Genomic DNA, 17,785 nt, shown 5'->3' with positions numbered 1-17,785 from the left:
TTGAGGATCGAAATCGTTAAGAGTGATTTGCCCGTCAATATGTCCCGGCAGATGTGAAGCTGCCCTGCCCTTTGAGATAACTATCGAAAAATTGTACTAGAATATGATTCATCGTTTCAAGACAGTAATAGGGATCAATCTCTGCCACCCTGCCGCCCTGCAGCATATTGGATATTAGCGGGGAAATGAGGGACAGGTCGGTAAGAGTCAAATGCTCCGCTCCTTGGAAATGGACGGTATGCACTACTTTACCGTTTTTATCAATAACCTTGTTAGCTGCATAAGGAGATTTGCTGTTGCGCTGTAGGAGCTGTACCCACACAGCGTCAGAATAGATATTAAGAAGCGGAGTTGTATAGGTCTGGTTGCTTGCCGCAAAATCATCGGTCTCCTTGTTGTATACGAGCTCGCCAATCATTGGGGCATCGATATTGACAACGGCGCCAACATCATCACGCTCCCTGCCAAGCATCGTGCTTGCCGCTCCACCCATAGAGTGTCCGAACAGACCTATTTTGTGGGTATTCACCAGTTGATACGCCTTGTCACTGCTCGTTTTTGTTTTTCCTAAAATCGTATCGATTACAAAATTCATGTCATCCGTACGCAGCTTCATCCATTTTTGATTAAGCCCATAGGTCTGCTCTACCGTGTATTTCCCCTTGTTGGCACCAAAGACTTCCTGCATATATCCCTGATCGATAAACGCCCTCTTTCCGTCCTCGGACTCCGTATAAAAAGAATGATACGGATGATCAATAGAGCATACTACGTACCCGTGGCTCGCAAGCTCCATATAGGCTGAGTAATTGCTTTCTTTGCTTCCGAATGCACCAGGAGAGAATACCAACAGCGGATAGGTACCGTCTGCCTGTTCAGGATACCAAAACTCAACATTAACGTGCCGATTTTCTCCTGTGTCTGTAAATTGTTCGATACGATTTTTGTCAACATAGGTGTATGATGCGGTTGCGACTTGATATTTCCCCGTAACAGGTAGCAAATGATACTGTGGGAATACGAGAGCAGGAATTATAGCTATGACGACGAGCATAAGCATAGCAATAGTATTTCTGATAACGCGGCTGCTTTTATATTCTTTGTGCTCCTCTTTGCTCCGTATGAGCGTCCACACTCCAAGAAGCGCCCAGACAAACAGCAACAATCCAAGTCCCATCCAACGGAAGCTCCACTCGATGACCGAAGCCAGTGTGAAAATTAGAAATGCTGCAAACGCGCCAATCCTTATTATGGCTTTAATCTTTTTCTGATATGACTTTGTACAAATGCGGAATACTGCAAATGCTACTTCACAAACAACAGCAATAATCAATATGATGTTTCCTATCATCCAAATCCAAGCCTCCTCTGCTTCATTCGTGCAGCATCAGCATACATAACGATTGGTGCAGAGTAAACATGAACGACACTATGCTGTATGAATAACAAAGTAAGCTGTAAAAAAGACGAGGTAAGCTGCTGCCTCCCCGTCTTATTGTTCTTCATCATTTTTTAGTTTTTGTAGCTTCTCGTTGATTTCCATTGCGACCTTCCTGTCACTGCTCCATTCAAGCCAACGGACAAGCAGGGAGATAATTGCGATTTCAAATGCGAGTATCATTGTGTTAACTACTCCCGTTACCCAACCCATCCAATTCGTGAAAATAAGCAACACTACTTCCAAGATCACAAAATGGATCAAAATTCGCAACCGCATTCCCTTTTCGCTTGTTTCATCAGCAGAATAATAGAACAAAGGACTTGGCAAGACACCCACCAAAGCACATATCATGATTGCGTATATATGATGGAAACCGAGAGAAAATATCGAAGCATCCGAGCCGTCTACCCATATATTTAGATGATTCAGCAGGGTGATGAATATGACAATGCCTGCAAATACAAGCAAGTAATTTCTTACAAAGCTTTTTACAATCTCTGAAACATTCATGTTCGTCCCTCCCTATAGACCAAGCATCGATTTCAGAATCGGCACATATTGACGCGACACCATAACCGTCTCTCCATTATCCATTCTCGCCTCGAACCTGCCGCTGATAGACGGCTTGATGTACGCTATTTTAGCGATATTGAGAATGCTAGATTTCGATGCGCGGAAAAACTTCTTTCCCTCAACTACCTGTTCGAGCTCGTACAGCTTCTGTTTCGCTTCAAACACCTTATCCTTGCAATACATAAATACCTTGTTATCCACCGATTCAAAATAGTACACATCGCTGAGCTTGATTTGGTGAATCGTATCCTCTTGAAAGCCCATGAGCATCTTATTTTTTACTTTTATCCGACTTATCAGACTCATGATTTCATCAGTGACTTCATGACATCGTATAATAATTTCTTCTTCCTTCTGAATATCGATTTCTTCGATTGATATTTTCATAACTATTGTTTTTCACCGCCTATTTTGCCCCTTTTGTCAGTCATCGCTAGACTTTTTCATTTCCTTACACCAAACTCACTCTACTAAGTATAATTGTGGTTCATAAAATTGGAAATCACAAAACACTTGATAAATGAAAAAAGCGTGCCGCTCAATGAAGAGTGACACGCTCGCTTTTTCGGTTACAGCAGCACTTCGATAACCAACTTACCTGTTATGAAATTATATATTATTGAATTTCGAGCTTGTAACGAACATCCTCATCGGCAAATTTATACACATACAAATGATACCGGCCAGGTTCCGCTTCGACTTGACCCTTCATCCAATTTCCGTCTATATCAACAGGATACAGAACTTGCTCATTATCGCCCTCGCGGTACAACACCCAATTTACGTGTTCGCCCTGCTGCTTTTCCAATCCAATGTTCAACGATGTTGGTTTGTCCAAGTCAATCATGAATACATCCTGCTTGTCGTCACCTTCAAGCGTTCCATTTACCTTCCGGCCTACTGGTACCGGTCCATTAGCCATGTCAGGCGCATCATTCGGTTCAGTCTCCTCAAATAAAGACACCTCTGGTTCAGGCTGTTGCTGCGTTTCCGACTTAACAGCCAGACGATACGACTGATCTCCTTCTGTTGCCGCATATACGTGTAAATAATAGGTTCCCGGCTCGGAAACGGATATAGTGCCAGCTAAGCTGTTCCCTTCCCTTTTAGTCGGATAGGCCTGATAATTGTTCGGGTCAGACTCATGGAATAGCACCCAAGCTACTCCCAGTTCCTGCGCCGATTCCAATTCGATCGTCCATTCCCCTGCCTGCTTCGCGTCAAAACGATAAATATCCAGCGCATCCTTATTACTCAATTTACCGGAAATCGTTTTTCCTGTATCGTCGAGTCGAACAGCTGTCTTCCATGTGTCGTTTGGCTCACGATCCGTAGTATCTTTTTGATCGCCGTCTTTATCCCCATTGTTGCCTTCGTTGCCGTTTCCGGGATTGGTGCCGCCATCCGGCAATTCTACATTCCCGCCGTCTGCACCTTCGGGAAGCTTGCCATTGAACACAACATCATAAACGAAATTGCCTTCATCATTAACACGGTAATTAGTAAAGTATGCCGTAAGCGTCTTGTATCCGTTCCATGGTTTGTCTGACAAAGATTGCAGGAAGCCATCCGTCAACTTGTTCATCGTCTGCCAATCTTGTTCTACTCCTGCAGAGGCACCGCCGACATAAGTGCCGCGCAGCTCGTACGATTTGAACAAGCCAGAATTACTTTTCTTAACGCTTCTGTTGCTCAGTCCAGCCAAGTTCGTGATCTCATCGTAGATTTCAAGTTCCGGCTTCGGCTCTACTGCTTGCAAATAGTCGTCAGACACAAGCGGTACCGATAATTTGTCATAGCGTGCAACCTTCTCTTCAATAGAGCGTTGATACGATTCGTTCAAGCGCGCATCACCGCTTAGGGATTCGAGCTGCTGCTCATAAGCATCCCCATCATTGTTTCGGATCGCACGATGAATCCGATCCATAGCCGTGAAATCATGATGATATAAATAATCGTATAGTGCAAAAGAATAATTATAAAATTGCCATGATCCATATTTCGAGTTTACGGTATCCGATACAGTGTAGCGCTGCCCTGGCTCGTCAGCAACCAAATAGCCGACAACCGACTTGCGGGGCTGAATACCCTCCATTCGCGTGGCGCCAGCGAAGAATTCAGCTCCCCCTTCATCGAACCATTGCATGCGTCCGCCTTGATACAGCGGCCCTTGGCCAAACATGCCTGGTATCTCAAAGCGTGCTTGCAAGTAGTGGGTGAACTCGTGCCGGAACAACTCCTCTAAACTATAAATGCTCTGCTCTTCTGTGCGATCATACGTAAAGAAGGTACCGTCCCCTTCGATGTAAATGCCGCCGTTGTCCGTATCATATCCGTACAAAAACCGGTTCATTTTATATTCATCTGGACTGTTATAAATAACGATCGTAAGCACATCGTCCGGATTTCCCACCTCTAACGGCTTATCATTGCCGATGACCCGGTGGAATTGAGCCTTCACTTCTTTCGCCGCCCAATATAGGCGTTGAAGCTGCTCTTGGGTCAATTGACCCCCCGCCCGGATCACAAACTGGCCGTCATCGAACTCAACTCGCTGCGGCAAATAATGTTCTTTCCCGCGCTTCTTCAGTTCGTCTATATCAACCCGGTTGCCGTAAGCGTCCTTCTCATCGTAATTCCGTGCAATCTGATCAGCTGCTACAAAATAGAGCTCCCCAAGCTTAGGCTTCGTCTGCATCACGTTAGTCAGTACCCGGTTCGCTTTCTGTGGGTCGCTATGATAATGCCCAAGCGCGCCAGAATAGTAAATCGCATTGCTGGTCAGCCATTGCTTATCCTCTGCTGTGGAACCTTCGCTCCCCAGACGGAATAATTGCTCCAAATATCCGTCGATGTTGCCCTTGAATTCGGCCTTCTGATCCGGCTCAATCATACGATACATCAGAACATACCCAACACCCTGGATTACGTCGTAGAAGGCCTTTCCAGACAAGAAATTACCACCCAATTGCTCTTGGCGATCAGTAAAGTCTGACAATAGCCCGGTCAGCCGGTTGACGATATACGTATCGACCGTGACGTTAGAAATCAGTCTGCCCGTTGCTGAAATAACGGAATGCTGAACTTCATTTCCCCAAGTAAAGGACGGATTATCAACAATCGCCTTCATGGCAGGCAGCATTTTCTCACGGAAATCCAGCTCATTAAGGCGACTCAGCTCCTTATTGTAATACCCCAGGTACACACCGGAACGAAGTACCTCTATCAGCGTTGGAATGCCTTGCATATCCTCGGTCGTAAATCGTTTTCCGCTCTCCTCCAGCCGATCAATGATCGCTTGCATGCGATTTTCGTCCGAATAAAAACGCCGAGTATCCTCATTCAATTTGAACAGCTCAGGAATCTTTTCCCAATCAATGCTTACCAGCAGATCTGTAAGCGCCTCATACGACATTGCATTCAAATCAGCCATGCTGTATGTGGACTGTTTGCTTATGCTCTTTAAAGCCTGGGCAGGTGGTTCCGGGATACCTGGATCTTCAGACTGTTCTGCCATCGGCAGCCTTCCTTCGGTATCAAGCGGCAAATCAGATACAGAAGGATCTTGCTGTGCGATCACATTGTGAATTCCATACTGAGCGGCATCTTCCCGAACCTGCAATCCTCGCTCCTCAGCCGCCGCGAAGCCCGCTGTACTCCCCGTCGCAACAGTGGCCGCCAACAAAATCGAAGTCCACTTCATCCATGCTTGTTGTTTCATCTGCTGTTTCATCTGTTGTTTCTTCTGTTTTTTCGTCATTTGTTTCATCTGTTGTTTCATCTGCAGCTATCCCCCATGTGTGTGGTATACGTTCACGATAGATGAACGATAAACCTAATATCGGCGTCACACAGAGCTTCAGTCATGCAGCTTTATTCCTGTTTTTCTTTCCGAATAGCACTTTCGACTCATCGAAATCTTCCCAGATTTAGGACGAATACCATACATATTCGTATCCCGTAAACCTTTACAAGGGCGCTTTCACCCATTTCATCATGATTGTCGAATTTTGCTAATAATAACGAAACCACTCTAAAATAGTTGACACAAATTCAGTCCTCTTTTCATATAACTAGAGAAAATACCCAATGAATAAATCATAAATTCTTGGAATTTAAGAGGTGTTTTATCTTTTTCTAGCAAAAATAATGGGCAGCTCTCCGCTGCCCAATCGATTATTATGTTAAGTTTTTACAGTAAATTCGTTTATAACCACCTTCCAGCAGCGGCGCTGATTCAACAAACTCCCAACCTTGTCTCTCGTAAAATCCAATATGATTCGTGTTCAAGTATAAATTATCATATCCGAGCCGCTTTGCCTCTTGTACAACATAATGTTCAAGCGCAGCCGCGACTCCTTGTCCCCTTGCTGCTTCCGTCACATACAAGCTCGCCAGCCATGGGTATAAATCTTGACGACACTTAAAATCATTCATCCACAGCGATACCGTACCTACAGGCTGCTCATCCAGCAAAGCCACGAACGTCATCGGTACACGGTCGACATGGACATGATGTTCTGTCGCGTACTTGATCGCTTCGTAGGACTTATCGCTTGCCCATTGCTGCCACAGCCAATGACTCACCTGTTCCAGTAAATCCATTCGGTTTTTCAAATTGATAATTTGCAGCAAGATCGTAGTCCCCTTCCCTTTTCACGAATTCACCAGTTGTATGTACTCCTTTATTTCAGCTCTATTTTCCGTTATCGTACCAAATCTACAAATACGCGGACAACCCCTTTTTTCACGGCAACTTAACGACAACAAAATAGATGTGGATTAAGGAAGGAAAGAAAAAAAGTGGATTGACCTTGCAAAAAAAACTGTATGCTATGCTCTATAGCAATAAGCCTTGAAAGGGTGACCTCAAGCCAATTATCTACTTATCCGATTCCGATTAAGAAAACATCGTACCTGTACGAATTTTCTGGATAGGATTAGTGTGGGCTTTTTGATCATAACGAACGGACATTTACTGGCTTTTGCATGTATGCGGAGCAGTGTGTCTCTGTGTTCGCATGTCTGCCTCCTATCCAGCACTTTATGGATAAGGAGGTTTTTTTGGTTTCTATAACCTGTTAGAACATTATCGTTACTGTGTGCAGTCCACCAGTAAGGAGGCTTTCGTATGGTTACCTTTCTCAAAAACAACAAAATACTCGCAATATTAATGCTCAATATATTCATTGTGATGGTCGGTGTTGGCTTGATTACGCCCATCCTGCCTGAATTGATCATCGAATTCGACGCAAACGTCAGGCGATGGGATTGTTAGTTGCCGCTTACGGCATTACTCAGTTTCTGCTGTCCCCGCTTACAGGCAGCCTGTCTGATCGATATGGGAGAAAAACATTTATTCTTGCCGGACTTGTCATATTCAATGCTGCTAAGCTGTTGTTCGCTCTTGGAGATGTGCTGTGGATGCTGTATGCCAAATCAATAACATTCAAATATGCGATGCTCTTCATGCTTGTACTAGTAATGACTTTCGGACTCGCCAACTATGAAGCCGTGCTCGGCTTATATGTAACGACCCGATTCCAATTCACAGCACAGCATATTGCCATCATTCTAAACCACCGGAGCGATAATCGGCGTTGGCATGCAAGCATTGCTTGTCGCGAAAATGGAATTAAACTGTACCTTTCAAAAAGATGACAGAAAAAATCCCGCGTCCGTGCTCGGACGCGGGATTTTTTGCTCATTTCATTTTCCAACTAGTGACTTTAACAACCGCTTCGTCAGCGTTCTTGAGGTCTGCTTTCCCCATATCCCACAGCTGGTTCCATTGCTTCACACGGTTCTTGCCATTAGGCGGCTGATTGTATTGTCTGGTATCCACGATTTTTGTTCTCTCGTCGTAAAATTTCTTCATAAATGTCTTCTCATCGCTGCTTTTTCCTGAACGGGACAAAAGGCCTTCAAGTGTTCCAGAATCTCCAGTAGCGCCCTGATTTAAGGCTGTATCAACAAAGGAACCAATCGTCAGAGCAGAATTGAAACCACGTTTGCGCGCTTGCTCCACGCTGTATTTTATGTAAACCTTATAGAAGGTTTGCCACATTGCCTCTCTCCACGCGTCATTGTTTTGCAATTTTTTGATTTTGCCGCAGAACACTTTTTCACTATCCTTAATTTTCAGAATCGATCCTTTCATTGAACCATTAACACCAATTCGGGACAAGCCCCCTTCAACCGAAGGATTGGAAGCACCGCTGGCAGCGTCGAATTCTTTGAACAAAGTCGGGCCATCCGGATGCTCATCGTTCTCTCCCCCTGTCGTGGCTCCGAATATGCCGATCGTATACCCGCGATCATCATCAATATCCTCACAGTATCCATAGTATTCGGTCCATTTGAGCGAGTCCTGCTCGGGTTTGTTGATGAGCTTCATAATATTGTCCCACTGCTCGCCATCAAGTCCTGTATTGGCACGAAGGAACTTTAGCGTTTTCGATGAAAAATTGTCATCGTGAGAGCTTGCAGCAGAAGCCTTCGATGGGAGAAGAGCACTTATTCCAGACATGGAGACAAGTAAAGAAAATGAGAACAGGACGACCAGTAATTTTGTTCTTTTCATAATTGGCTTTTCGTTGTACAAACCATTAGCACCTCCAAAAATAATGGGTTAATACGATACTTCAAGCGATACTTCAAACCAAATTCCATCTCCTTCCTTCAACATAGAAAAATGATGCAATGTTGCTTGATTTGCTGTTACTCTTCGACATGCCACCCCTGATAAGTATGAAACTACATCAAAAACAATTCTTTACTTATTTGTGAAATATGGAAAAAGACGGGAGATAAAAATCCCCCGTCTTCTCCATGTAACCGTTATTCTTCATTACACTAATTCGCTTCCACCTGTGGGACGACGGCTTGATGCAGTGCGGTGTCGAGCTCCGCTGCATATTGATTGCGCTGTTCTTCCGTCCAGCCGAACGTAGAAGCCATGTAGGCAATGACCGGCTGCTTCCATTTCCGTACCCACTGGATGTTAAAGAAGAGTGCACCCGTACGGCGAATAAAGAAGTCCACCGGCTTCAATGTCATTTCCTCTTCCATGGCATATACGAGCGGGACAAGCACTTCTAGCGGAAGACCGCTTTGTTCCGTCTTGCTCTGATAACGATCCGCCAAGTCGAAGATTACATCCACATTAGAGCCATACATACGTGCCCAGCGCTTAGCAAGTGACCCATCAAGCCCATTTCGTACGCCTTCATTCATTTTGCCTTCCACGAATCCCAGGAAATCAGCGGAGCCGCCTACATGCCCGCCTGATATTGGCATCTCCTTTGTTTTTGCAGCTGTAAACGTAATTCCTTCATCTTGGCTGAGCAGCTTCATGACCAAATCAACGATCATTTCAGCCATTTTGCGATATCCGGTCAGTTTGCCCCCTGCAATCGTAATCAATCCAGATGGAGATTGCCAAATCTCATCTCTGCGGGAAATCTCGGATGCATTTTTCCCTTCTTCATAGATGAGCGGCCTTACCCCCGCCCAGCTCGATTCAACGTCTTCTGCAGTAAGCTGAATCGAAGGGAACATGTACTGTATCGCCTTCATGATATAATCACGGTCTTCCTTCGTCATGACAGGTTGAACCGGATCTGCCTTATAGAACGTATCCGTTGTGCCTACATACGTTTTTCCGTCGCGCGGAATTGCGAATACCATTCGGCCGTCCGGCGTGTCGAAGTAAATCGCTTGCTTGAGCGGAAATTTTGACTGATCGATGACAAGATGCACCCCTTTGGACAGCTGAAGATGCTTGCCTGTCTTCGAATGATCCTTATTACGAAGCTCATCAACCCAAGGGCCTGCCGCATTGATAATCTTCTTGGCACGGAATTCGAACGCTTCCCCATCCAATTGATCAATAACTCGGACGCCAACAATTTTTCCGTTTTCATACAAAAACGAATCTACCTTCATATAGTTCAGAGCCATGGCTCCATTCCGAACGGCTTCCTTCATGACTTCAATCGTCAACCGCGCGTCGTCGGTTCGATATTCTACATAATAACCGCCACCCAAGAGCCCTTCCTGCTTCAACAGCGGCTCACGGCTCATCGTCTCTTGCTCCGACAGCATGCGGCGACGCTCGCTGCGCTTAACACCAGCCAGAAAGTCGTAAACACGCAAGCCGATCCCAGTGCTGAATTTGCCGAACGTTCCGCCGCGATGAAGCGGAAGCAGCATCCACTCAGGCGTTGTTACATGCGGCCCATTCTCATATACAATGGCGCGCTCCTTGCCGACTTCAGCTACCGTCTTCACATCAAATTGCTTCAAGTAGCGGAGACCGCCATGAACTAGCTTCGTTGAACGGCTAGACGTCCCTGCGGCGAAGTCCTGCATCTCGAATAGTGCAGTTCTCAATCCTCTCGTTGTCGCATCCAACGCAATCCCTGCGCCCGTGATTCCTCCTCCAATAACGATCACGTCAAGCGGCTTCTGACCCATTGCTTGTACGATAGATTTGCGCTTCATAGCGGAAAAGACAGTTGTCATATGATAACCTCCCTCGTCGTAAAGACGGCATGAAAGTAAGTACTCGCTAATGCTCATATCGAAAACAAAAAAACCGCAATAACACTAAAGTCATAGACTAAAGTGCAATTGCGGTTCTCAATTCTCCAACCGAATTTAAATATTAACTTATTTAAAATTGTAGCATATTCGTGCTCTTATTTAAATACTTTTGTTGCCTCAATGGCTTTGCCCCAGCCAGAATACAAGGCATTGCGGCGTTCTTCCTGCATGGACGGGATAAAGGTACGATCAATACTCCATTGCGCCGCTATCTCGTCCCGGTCGCTCCAGTATCCCACAGCCAAACCTGCAAGGTATGCCGCGCCTAGTGCAGTTGTTTCAAATACTTGCGGACATTCCACCGGTACGCCCAGCATGTCGCTCTGGAACTGCATCAGGAAATTGTTCTGAATTGCTCCTCCATCCACACGCAGCTTGGTCAGCTTGATGGACGAGTCGGCCTCCATCGCAGTCAATACGTCTTTCGTCTGATAAGCGAGCGATTCCAATGTTGCACGGATGAAGTGTTCTTTCGAAGTGCCGCGCGTCAGGCCGAATATCGCGCCTTTCACCTCACTATCCCAGTACGGCGTACCCAATCCGACGAAGGCTGGAACGACATACACGCCGTCTGTTGACTCCACCTTGCTTGCATATAACTCACTATCCTTGGATTCCTTGATCATGCGCAACCCATCGCGAAGCCATTGAATAGCGGAGCCAGCAACGAAAACGCTTCCTTCCAGCGCATATTCTACTTTGCCGTCAATACCCCAAGCGATCGTCGTTAGCAGCCCATGAGAGGACTTCACAGCCTGTTCGCCAGTATTCATCAACATGAAGCATCCCGTGCCGTACGTGTTCTTGGCCATGCCCTGCTGGAAACATGCTTGCCCGAACAGTGCCGCTTGCTGATCTCCCGCAGCGCCCGCAATCGGAATCTCCTCCCCGAAGAAATGGAAGTCCACCGTTTTACCGTATACTTCGGAAGAAGAACGCACCTCTGGAAGCATCTGCTTCGGAATCGTTAGCAGCTCCAGCAGTTCATCGTCCCACTTCAGCTCATGTATATTGTACATAAGGGTACGTGAAGCGTTGCTATAGTCTGTTACATGCACATTGCCGCCCGTGAGCTTCCAAATAAGCCATGTATCGATTGTCCCGAACAATAGATCGCCACGCTCTGCCTTTTCCCGCGCGCCAGGAACGTTATCGAGAATCCATTTGACCTTAGTACCCGAGAAATAAGAGTCAATGAGAAGCCCCGTCTTGGAGCGGAACAGTTCCCCGTAACCTGCCTCCTGTAATTCATCGCAGATGGACTTCGTCTGTCTCGATTGCCATACGATCGCATTGTATACCGGACGGCCGGATTCCTTATCCCACACGACAGTCGTCTCGCGCTGGTTCGTAATACCGATGCCTGCAATTTGTTTTGGCTTTACGCCGGATTCAATGAGGCATGTCGCGATGACAGCCAAAATCGTTCCCCAGATTTCCTGTGCGTTGTGCTCTACCCAGCCCGGTTCAGGGAAAATTTGCGTAAATTCCTTCTGGGAAACGTGGACGATTTGTCCTTCTTTGTTGAACAAGATGGCTCTGGAGCTCGTTGTGCCTTGGTCAAGAGATAAGATGTACTTTTCCATATAAAATTCCCCCATATTCAGTAGTGGTGAATCCCTATCTGTTGAATCATCATGATTCATTTCATCGTGATCCATGCAAGAGGATTGAGTAAGCAAGCACAGCACGGAAAAATTGTTGACAATACCCTAGCGATAGCACTTATCGAACAACATTTTTTCTAGACAAGAACAGCGAAAATACAAGGATAACAAGTGCGGTACCCGATACTGCCCATATTACTGCATCAGACTGACCTAAAAATACATTTTTATAAAACAGCCCACCGAGCGAACCTCCGAGCAGCGGCCCAACAACAGGTATCCAGGCATATTTCCAATTGGAACCGCCCTTGCCTGCGATCGGCAGCAGCATGTGCGCGATTCGCGGCCCCAGGTCGCGTGCAGGGTTGATGGCGTATCCCGTTGTTCCTCCCAATGATAACCCTATGCTGACAATGAGAAATCCAACAATCAGTGGATTCAAACCATCCGTGAACTTGTTGGCGCCAATCGCCAAAATACCGAGAACCAAAATGAACGTTCCAATCATTTCACTAATTAAGTTGGAGAATGGATGATAGACGGCTGGACTTGTCGCAAATACACCCAGCTTCGCCCCCTGATCCTCTGTCAGTTTCCAGTGCGGTAAATAATGCAGAAACACAAGAACAGCTCCCACAATAGCACCTAGCATCTGTGCCGCTATGTACGACGGTACATCAGCCCATGGAAAATTCCCAATAAAAGCGAGCCCCAATGTAAGTGCTGGGTTGAGATGGGCTCCGCTTATCGTACCTACGGAATACGCCGCAACTGCGACACCCAAACCCCATCCCATCGTAATGACAATCCAGCCCGAATTAGCGGCATACGATTTCTTTAGCGATACCCCTGCACATACGCCCCCGCCGAGTGCAATCAGTATCATGGTTCCAATAAATTCTCCCCAAAACGCCGACATATTGACCCCTCCTGTTGTACATTCCTGTTAAGAAAATGCAAAGAGACCTACGTTCAAGCACACGTCGCATCTGCTGCAAGCAGAGATGACAACGCGTTTGAAAGTAGATCTCCAAGTCTCCGTAACAGTATTAACTTGATTCAAATTTTATTTAAATTTGTAAGCGTTGTCAATCACTTTTTTTCATATTTTGTCCATAATTTCGTATTTGAGGTTGTAACCGCCTCGGCACCAGCCTGCAGAGCGAGCTCCACATCTTCGCTCGTCGAGATGAACCCCCCTGCCAAAATTGGTAGGCTTGTTCGTTCTTTTACTTTGCGAATGACGTTCGGCATGCCCCCTGGCAATACTTCAATGACATCGGGCTGCGTCGTCTGAAGCAGCTTGCAACTCTTCTCCAGAGCGCTATTGTCGATCAAAAAGATGCGCTGCACAGCTACGACGCCTTTTTGCTTCGCTTTTTGAATGACGCTGGATTTTGTCGACAAAATCCCGTACGGCCGATACTCCTGACAGAGGTACTCCGTCGCGTGAGCGTCGCTTTGAAGTCCTTGGATCAGATCGATATGCAAGAATAATTTCTTGTTCGCTTGATGCACCATACTGCAGGCGTGCTTGAGTTGAGCGATATGGACATCGAGCAGGACCAAATATTCGTATGGTGAAGCTACGGCTTTCTCCAAGTCTTTCATTTGCCTCGATGCGGGCAATATTCGCTGTTCATAAAAATTCATTGGTCGAGCCCCTTCGGTTGAATCGATCTCAAGTTATTCCTATGCTGTGGTAATTCTGTTCTTACCTTTCTAATAGTAAGTGTGATCTTGCTCATATGCAAGTATTTTTATATCTTACACGCTTACACAGCCACCAGGAAGTGAAATAAATGAAAAGAACCTCCGATTATTAGGATCGAAGGTTCTATGTCAGGTTATATTTCGACACTTCCAGAATAGGAATTTAAGCCTGTCCTTGGAGGCTCGCATAATAGGAGCCATGTTGGAGCAAGCTTCGGTGCGTGCCATGCTCCGCAACGGTTCCCTCCTTCATGACGAAAATAATATCCGCATGTTCCACAGTCGACAAGCGGTGGGCAACCATGATGGTCGTCCTCCCCTGCATCAACTGCTGCAATGCCTTTTGCACCCAGTGCTCCGATTCCGTATCAAGCGCAGACGTCGCCTCGTCAAGGAGCAGGATCGGTGCATTTTTGAGCAATGCTCGTGCAATTGCAATCCGCTGACGCTGCCCGCCAGACAAGGAGGCACCCCGCTCCCCTACTGAAGTCTGATATTGATCTGGCAGCTCCTCAATAAAATGATGGGCGTATGCGGCCTGCGCTGCAGCCACCACTTCCTCATGAGATGCTTGTGGGTTGCCGTAACGGATATTCTCTTCGATTGTTCCGCTGAACAAAAATGCTTCCTGCGGCACATAGGCAATCAACTTCCGAATTTCCTCCAGCGTATAATGCCCGAATGATTTGCCTAGGAGGCGAACATCTCCTCTTTCAACCGGATAAAATCCGAGCAGCAGCTTAATCAGTGTGCTCTTCCCGCTGCCGCTGGCGCCAACGATAGCTGCCACTTGTCCCGGATATACCTTCATCGATACTTGGGATATGGCTGTTTTTCCAGCAGCATAGGAGAATTCAACATCATCTAGTTCGAGCATCGGTGCTGCCGTGTTGGTATGACTATCGATGTCGTCGGCCTTTTTAATTGTACCAGTTTGTTTCACAGTGTCGTTGTTCAGATCAGGTCTAAGGGTCATATCAAGTATGGCATCTTCACTCTTGATCTCACTGCCGAATCTCTCCGGCTCTTCTTCTTCATAAAGCAGCTCCTGGACTCGTCTTGCACCAGCCAACGAGTTTTGGATAAGCGACATCGTAGAGCCGACATTCATGAACGAATGAGTCAAGTGAATTTGCAGCACGGCCAATGCCGCTACCGTCCCCATTGAAATGAACCCGTATGCATACAGCAAACTCCCAATAACAATAATTCCGCAAAACGTAATGTAACTGACGAAATGATTGACCGCTGCGAGCAGCCCCTTCTTATGGGCAATCTGACTCGATAGTTCCGTTACTTGCTCGTTCAACGCTTCATATTGTCCATAGATCGGTCGAATGCGGAACAGCTTTACCAACTGAATCCCACCAAGAAAGTCGGAGAATTTCTCAGTCAGCTTAGCGGTGACATGCAGATGCCGGTCGTATAGATTCCGTACCGTATTTACGAAGCGCGAGCTGATATAGAAGGATAAGAGCAGCACGAGTAAAGAAACGCAAGCAAATTGCCAATGCAGCGCGAACATCATGATGATAGAGCCAAAACTAATCATAATCTCGAGCAGCATAGCAAACAGGATGCCGCAGTAGGTCACTTCCAGTGTCGACACATCATTATTCATCCGGGACAGCAGCTCACCGTTGTGGGTTCGCTCAAGCATTGACATTCGCAGGCTGCACATCTTCCGATACAAGCGCTCACGTATGTTCGCCAGCGTCAGTTCCACACTTCGATGAAACAAATACGTGAACGGCGGAGCTATCAGGTTCAATAGCAGAATGGAGCCCCCCAAAATGTACAGTCCTCCATACATAAGGGATATATCATTTGACTCGGCATAATTAACCAGACTCTGCACTAACAAGCTGAAGGATAAAATAAACAGGGTGTTTACGGCGCCGCTCGCAATCATACCAATGTAATAATGCAGCTTATGCTTTTTGCTCATGAAATTCATCATGCCGACTATTTCTTTCCCATATGTAATCATGTCAGATAGTCTCACGTGCAGGCCACCTCCTCCCGCCCTGATGGCTCAGCAGAGAATTGTCGATGATATAAGCTGGCGTAAGCGCCGCCCTTGACCAATAATTCATCGTGCGTTCCTGCTTCGACGATCCCTCCGCCTTCCATCACCCATATTTCATCTGCGTGTTGAATGGTTGACAAGCGATGTGCGATGACGATCGTTGTTCGGTCTTGCATGAGCGTGTCGAGCGCTTGTTGAACGAGATGTTCAGACTCCGTATCCAAGGCAGATGTCGGCTCATCGAGCAGCAGTATAGGCGCATCCTTCAAGATTGCACGCGCAATCGTAATTCGCTGTCGTTGTCCACCTGACAGCAAGCCTCCACGCTCTCCGACCTCCGTCTGATAGCCATCCGGGAGTTCCATAATAAAAGAGTGCGCATGAGCAGCCTTAGCTGCTTCAACAATATGATCAAACGCAGCATTAGGCCTGCCATATCCGATATTGTCGGCTATCGTTCCGCTGAACAAGTAAGAATCCTGCGTGACGACAGACAGGTTCGAACGCAACTCTTCTGGATTCCAATTCGATACGGAATGTCCATATACGCGTATCGTTCCTCCGTTGCTAGGCAATGAATAAAATCCACATATCAGCTTCATTACAGTGCTCTTCCCGCCGCCGCTGACGCCGACTAACGCCACGGTCTTCCCCGGCTCTACCGCGAAACTCAAATTCCGAAGCAGCAACGGTGAATCCTTCTCATAGGCAAAGTTAACCTGTTCAAAGGTGATCGGCATTTGATCCCGTATGCCACCATCATTCAAACTTTCGTCTGCAAGCTTCTCTCCTTGCTGTTCGACAGGCTGGGATGCAACATCATAAATCCGCTTCAATGCACCACCCATCTCAAACGTATGTGTGATAAGCGTCGGAATGTTTTGCAGCGGCTCGAGACATAGATTGAGCAGGTAAAGGAATGTAATCAGCTCTCCTGTGCTGAACGAGCCTTGTGAAATTAAATAACTTCCATATAGAACGGAAAAGACGACCGGACTCATCATTAGCGTAAATAAGATCGGCGTAATGATGGCTTCTCTTTTGCTGACGGCCAGCTTCTTGAGTAGGGTGAGCTGAAGCAGCGATTGATAGGATCGGAACAACATGCCTTGCAGCAAATAGCTTTTGACAAGCACCATACCGTTCAATGTGTCCTGCACGATAGCATTCATCTGTCCCGTGCTCTCCTGCGCTTCTTCTGTCAATTGCTGCAGCTGCTTGCCAATCCACTGAGATACGAACAAAGAGACCGGCACAAGTAATACGCTAAGCAGCACAAGCTCCCACCGGATCCAGAGCAAATAAGCAAAGCATCCGATAAACAGCAGAGGATGATAGAACCATTGCGGCAAGTCGCGTATCATGAACTGATTAATGATCTGCATGTCGTTTGTGAATCGCGAGACCATATCGCCCGAATGCTGCTTGTCCAAATAATGGACAGGAAGCTTCCCGATATGGCGCATCATGGAGTTGCGTACATCCCGCATTGCACGGGCGCTCCCTTTTTCAATGCCGAATGTCATCATGTACTTCGCGGGAACGCCTACTGCAATAACGACAAGCACCATATACACGGTGTTGATAACTACCTGCCCATCCCCTCGTTCAGCCTTGGCGGTCAGTTGTTGGATCAGACTGCCCGTCCATATTTCGATCACCGCCGCAGCAATGGCACATAGCATACCAGCAATTAACCAGCCCTTGTGCGACTTCGCGAATGATACTAACCATGCCACGGACTTCCATAGGGCAAACACACCTTTTTCTTTTTGCTGCTTCACGTTACGGTCTCCCCTTTGTGTCCCATAGTCG

At 46.6% G+C, this 17,785-nt stretch carries 14 protein-coding genes; 2 read left to right on the top strand and 12 right to left on the bottom strand.

Annotated features, from left to right (window positions below):
- Window positions 1-34: 34 nt before the first annotated feature.
- The 5 genes from BLS15_RS22895 to BLS15_RS22875 form a co-directional block, all read right to left on the bottom strand.
- On the bottom strand, window positions 35-1,351 hold the full coding sequence (locus BLS15_RS22895) for an alpha/beta hydrolase family protein (protein WP_254777390.1): 1,317 nt from the start codon (window positions 1,349-1,351) through the stop codon (window positions 35-37).
- Window positions 1,352-1,492: 141 nt separating this feature from the next.
- Window positions 1,493-1,951 carry a DUF3021 family protein gene (locus BLS15_RS22890; RefSeq protein ID WP_021252542.1) on the bottom strand — a complete coding sequence of 153 codons (459 nt, stop codon included), beginning with the start codon at window positions 1,949-1,951 and terminating at the stop codon, window positions 1,493-1,495.
- Between the two features lie 12 nt (window positions 1,952-1,963).
- Window positions 1,964-2,401, bottom strand: coding sequence for a LytTR family DNA-binding domain-containing protein (locus BLS15_RS22885; protein WP_021252543.1), 438 nt, complete (start codon window positions 2,399-2,401; stop codon window positions 1,964-1,966).
- A 229-nt stretch (window positions 2,402-2,630) separates the two neighbouring features.
- Complete coding sequence (locus tag BLS15_RS22880; protein WP_254777389.1) at window positions 2,631-5,795, bottom strand: collagenase; 3,165 nt, start codon at window positions 5,793-5,795, stop codon at window positions 2,631-2,633.
- A 398-nt stretch (window positions 5,796-6,193) separates the two neighbouring features.
- Window positions 6,194-6,649 carry a GNAT family N-acetyltransferase gene (locus BLS15_RS22875; RefSeq protein ID WP_028531615.1) on the bottom strand — a complete coding sequence of 152 codons (456 nt, stop codon included), beginning with the start codon at window positions 6,647-6,649 and terminating at the stop codon, window positions 6,194-6,196.
- A 496-nt stretch (window positions 6,650-7,145) separates the two neighbouring features.
- On the opposite strand from BLS15_RS22875, the gene BLS15_RS29645 reads away from it, so the two are divergent.
- Together BLS15_RS29645 and BLS15_RS22870 are read left to right on the top strand one after the other, a co-directional pair.
- Window positions 7,146-7,292, top strand: a complete 147-nt coding sequence (locus BLS15_RS29645; protein ID WP_231515044.1) for a hypothetical protein — start codon at window positions 7,146-7,148, stop codon at window positions 7,290-7,292.
- Window positions 7,280-7,675 carry a hypothetical protein gene (locus tag BLS15_RS22870; protein WP_231515045.1) on the top strand — a complete coding sequence of 132 codons (396 nt, stop codon included), beginning with the start codon at window positions 7,280-7,282 and terminating at the stop codon, window positions 7,673-7,675. Before BLS15_RS29645 ends, BLS15_RS22870 begins: the two co-directional genes overlap by 13 nt.
- 43 nt (window positions 7,676-7,718) lie before the next feature.
- On the opposite strand, the gene BLS15_RS22865 is transcribed toward BLS15_RS22870, so the two are convergent.
- The 7 genes from BLS15_RS22865 to BLS15_RS22835 form a co-directional block, all read right to left on the bottom strand.
- Window positions 7,719-8,618 (bottom strand): chitosanase, encoded by a 900-nt coding sequence (locus BLS15_RS22865; RefSeq protein WP_090513881.1) that lies wholly within the window; start codon window positions 8,616-8,618, stop codon window positions 7,719-7,721.
- Window positions 8,619-8,869: 251 nt separating this feature from the next.
- A complete protein-coding gene (locus BLS15_RS22860; RefSeq protein WP_090513878.1) occupies window positions 8,870-10,540 on the bottom strand; it encodes a glycerol-3-phosphate dehydrogenase/oxidase in 1,671 nt (556 codons plus the stop codon).
- Window positions 10,541-10,716: 176 nt separating this feature from the next.
- Window positions 10,717-12,207, bottom strand: coding sequence for a glycerol kinase GlpK (glpK, locus tag BLS15_RS22855; RefSeq protein WP_021252548.1), 1,491 nt, complete (start codon window positions 12,205-12,207; stop codon window positions 10,717-10,719).
- A 139-nt stretch (window positions 12,208-12,346) separates the two neighbouring features.
- Window positions 12,347-13,147, bottom strand: coding sequence for an MIP/aquaporin family protein (locus tag BLS15_RS22850; protein WP_090513875.1), 801 nt, complete (start codon window positions 13,145-13,147; stop codon window positions 12,347-12,349).
- Between the two features lie 173 nt (window positions 13,148-13,320).
- Window positions 13,321-13,881 carry a glycerol-3-phosphate responsive antiterminator gene (locus BLS15_RS22845; protein ID WP_021252550.1) on the bottom strand — a complete coding sequence of 187 codons (561 nt, stop codon included), beginning with the start codon at window positions 13,879-13,881 and terminating at the stop codon, window positions 13,321-13,323.
- Between the two features lie 223 nt (window positions 13,882-14,104).
- Window positions 14,105-15,946 carry an ABC transporter ATP-binding protein gene (locus BLS15_RS22840; protein WP_021252551.1) on the bottom strand — a complete coding sequence of 614 codons (1,842 nt, stop codon included), beginning with the start codon at window positions 15,944-15,946 and terminating at the stop codon, window positions 14,105-14,107.
- Window positions 15,943-17,754 (bottom strand): ABC transporter ATP-binding protein, encoded by a 1,812-nt coding sequence (locus BLS15_RS22835; protein WP_021252552.1) that lies wholly within the window; start codon window positions 17,752-17,754, stop codon window positions 15,943-15,945. Before BLS15_RS22835 ends, BLS15_RS22840 begins: the two co-directional genes overlap by 4 nt.
- Between the last annotated feature and the right edge of the window lie 31 nt (window positions 17,755-17,785).

The organism is Paenibacillus sp. cl6col (assembly GCF_900102125.1).
GTDB lineage: Bacteria > Bacillota > Bacilli > Paenibacillales > Paenibacillaceae > Paenibacillus_B > Paenibacillus_B suaedae.
Note: the sequence above shows the minus strand (reverse complement) of the source record. Positions and strands in the feature narration are given on the sequence as shown.

Coding starts and splice junctions, on each gene's coding strand:
- BLS15_RS22880 (WP_254777389.1), bottom strand. CDS start 5,795: ATGAAACAACAGATGAAACAAATGACGAAAAAACAGAAGAAACAACAG.
- BLS15_RS22870 (WP_231515045.1), top strand. CDS start 7,280: ATGGGATTGTTAGTTGCCGCTTACGGCATTACTCAGTTTCTGCTGTCC.
- BLS15_RS22895 (WP_254777390.1), bottom strand. CDS start 1,351: ATGATAGGAAACATCATATTGATTATTGCTGTTGTTTGTGAAGTAGCA.
- BLS15_RS22845 (WP_021252550.1), bottom strand. CDS start 13,881: ATGAATTTTTATGAACAGCGAATATTGCCCGCATCGAGGCAAATGAAA.
- BLS15_RS22860 (WP_090513878.1), bottom strand. CDS start 10,540: ATGACAACTGTCTTTTCCGCTATGAAGCGCAAATCTATCGTACAAGCA.
- BLS15_RS22890 (WP_021252542.1), bottom strand. CDS start 1,951: ATGAATGTTTCAGAGATTGTAAAAAGCTTTGTAAGAAATTACTTGCTT.
- BLS15_RS22850 (WP_090513875.1), bottom strand. CDS start 13,147: ATGTCGGCGTTTTGGGGAGAATTTATTGGAACCATGATACTGATTGCA.
- glpK (WP_021252548.1), bottom strand. CDS start 12,207: ATGGAAAAGTACATCTTATCTCTTGACCAAGGCACAACGAGCTCCAGA.
- BLS15_RS22885 (WP_021252543.1), bottom strand. CDS start 2,401: ATGAAAATATCAATCGAAGAAATCGATATTCAGAAGGAAGAAGAAATT.
- BLS15_RS29645 (WP_231515044.1), top strand. CDS start 7,146: ATGGTTACCTTTCTCAAAAACAACAAAATACTCGCAATATTAATGCTC.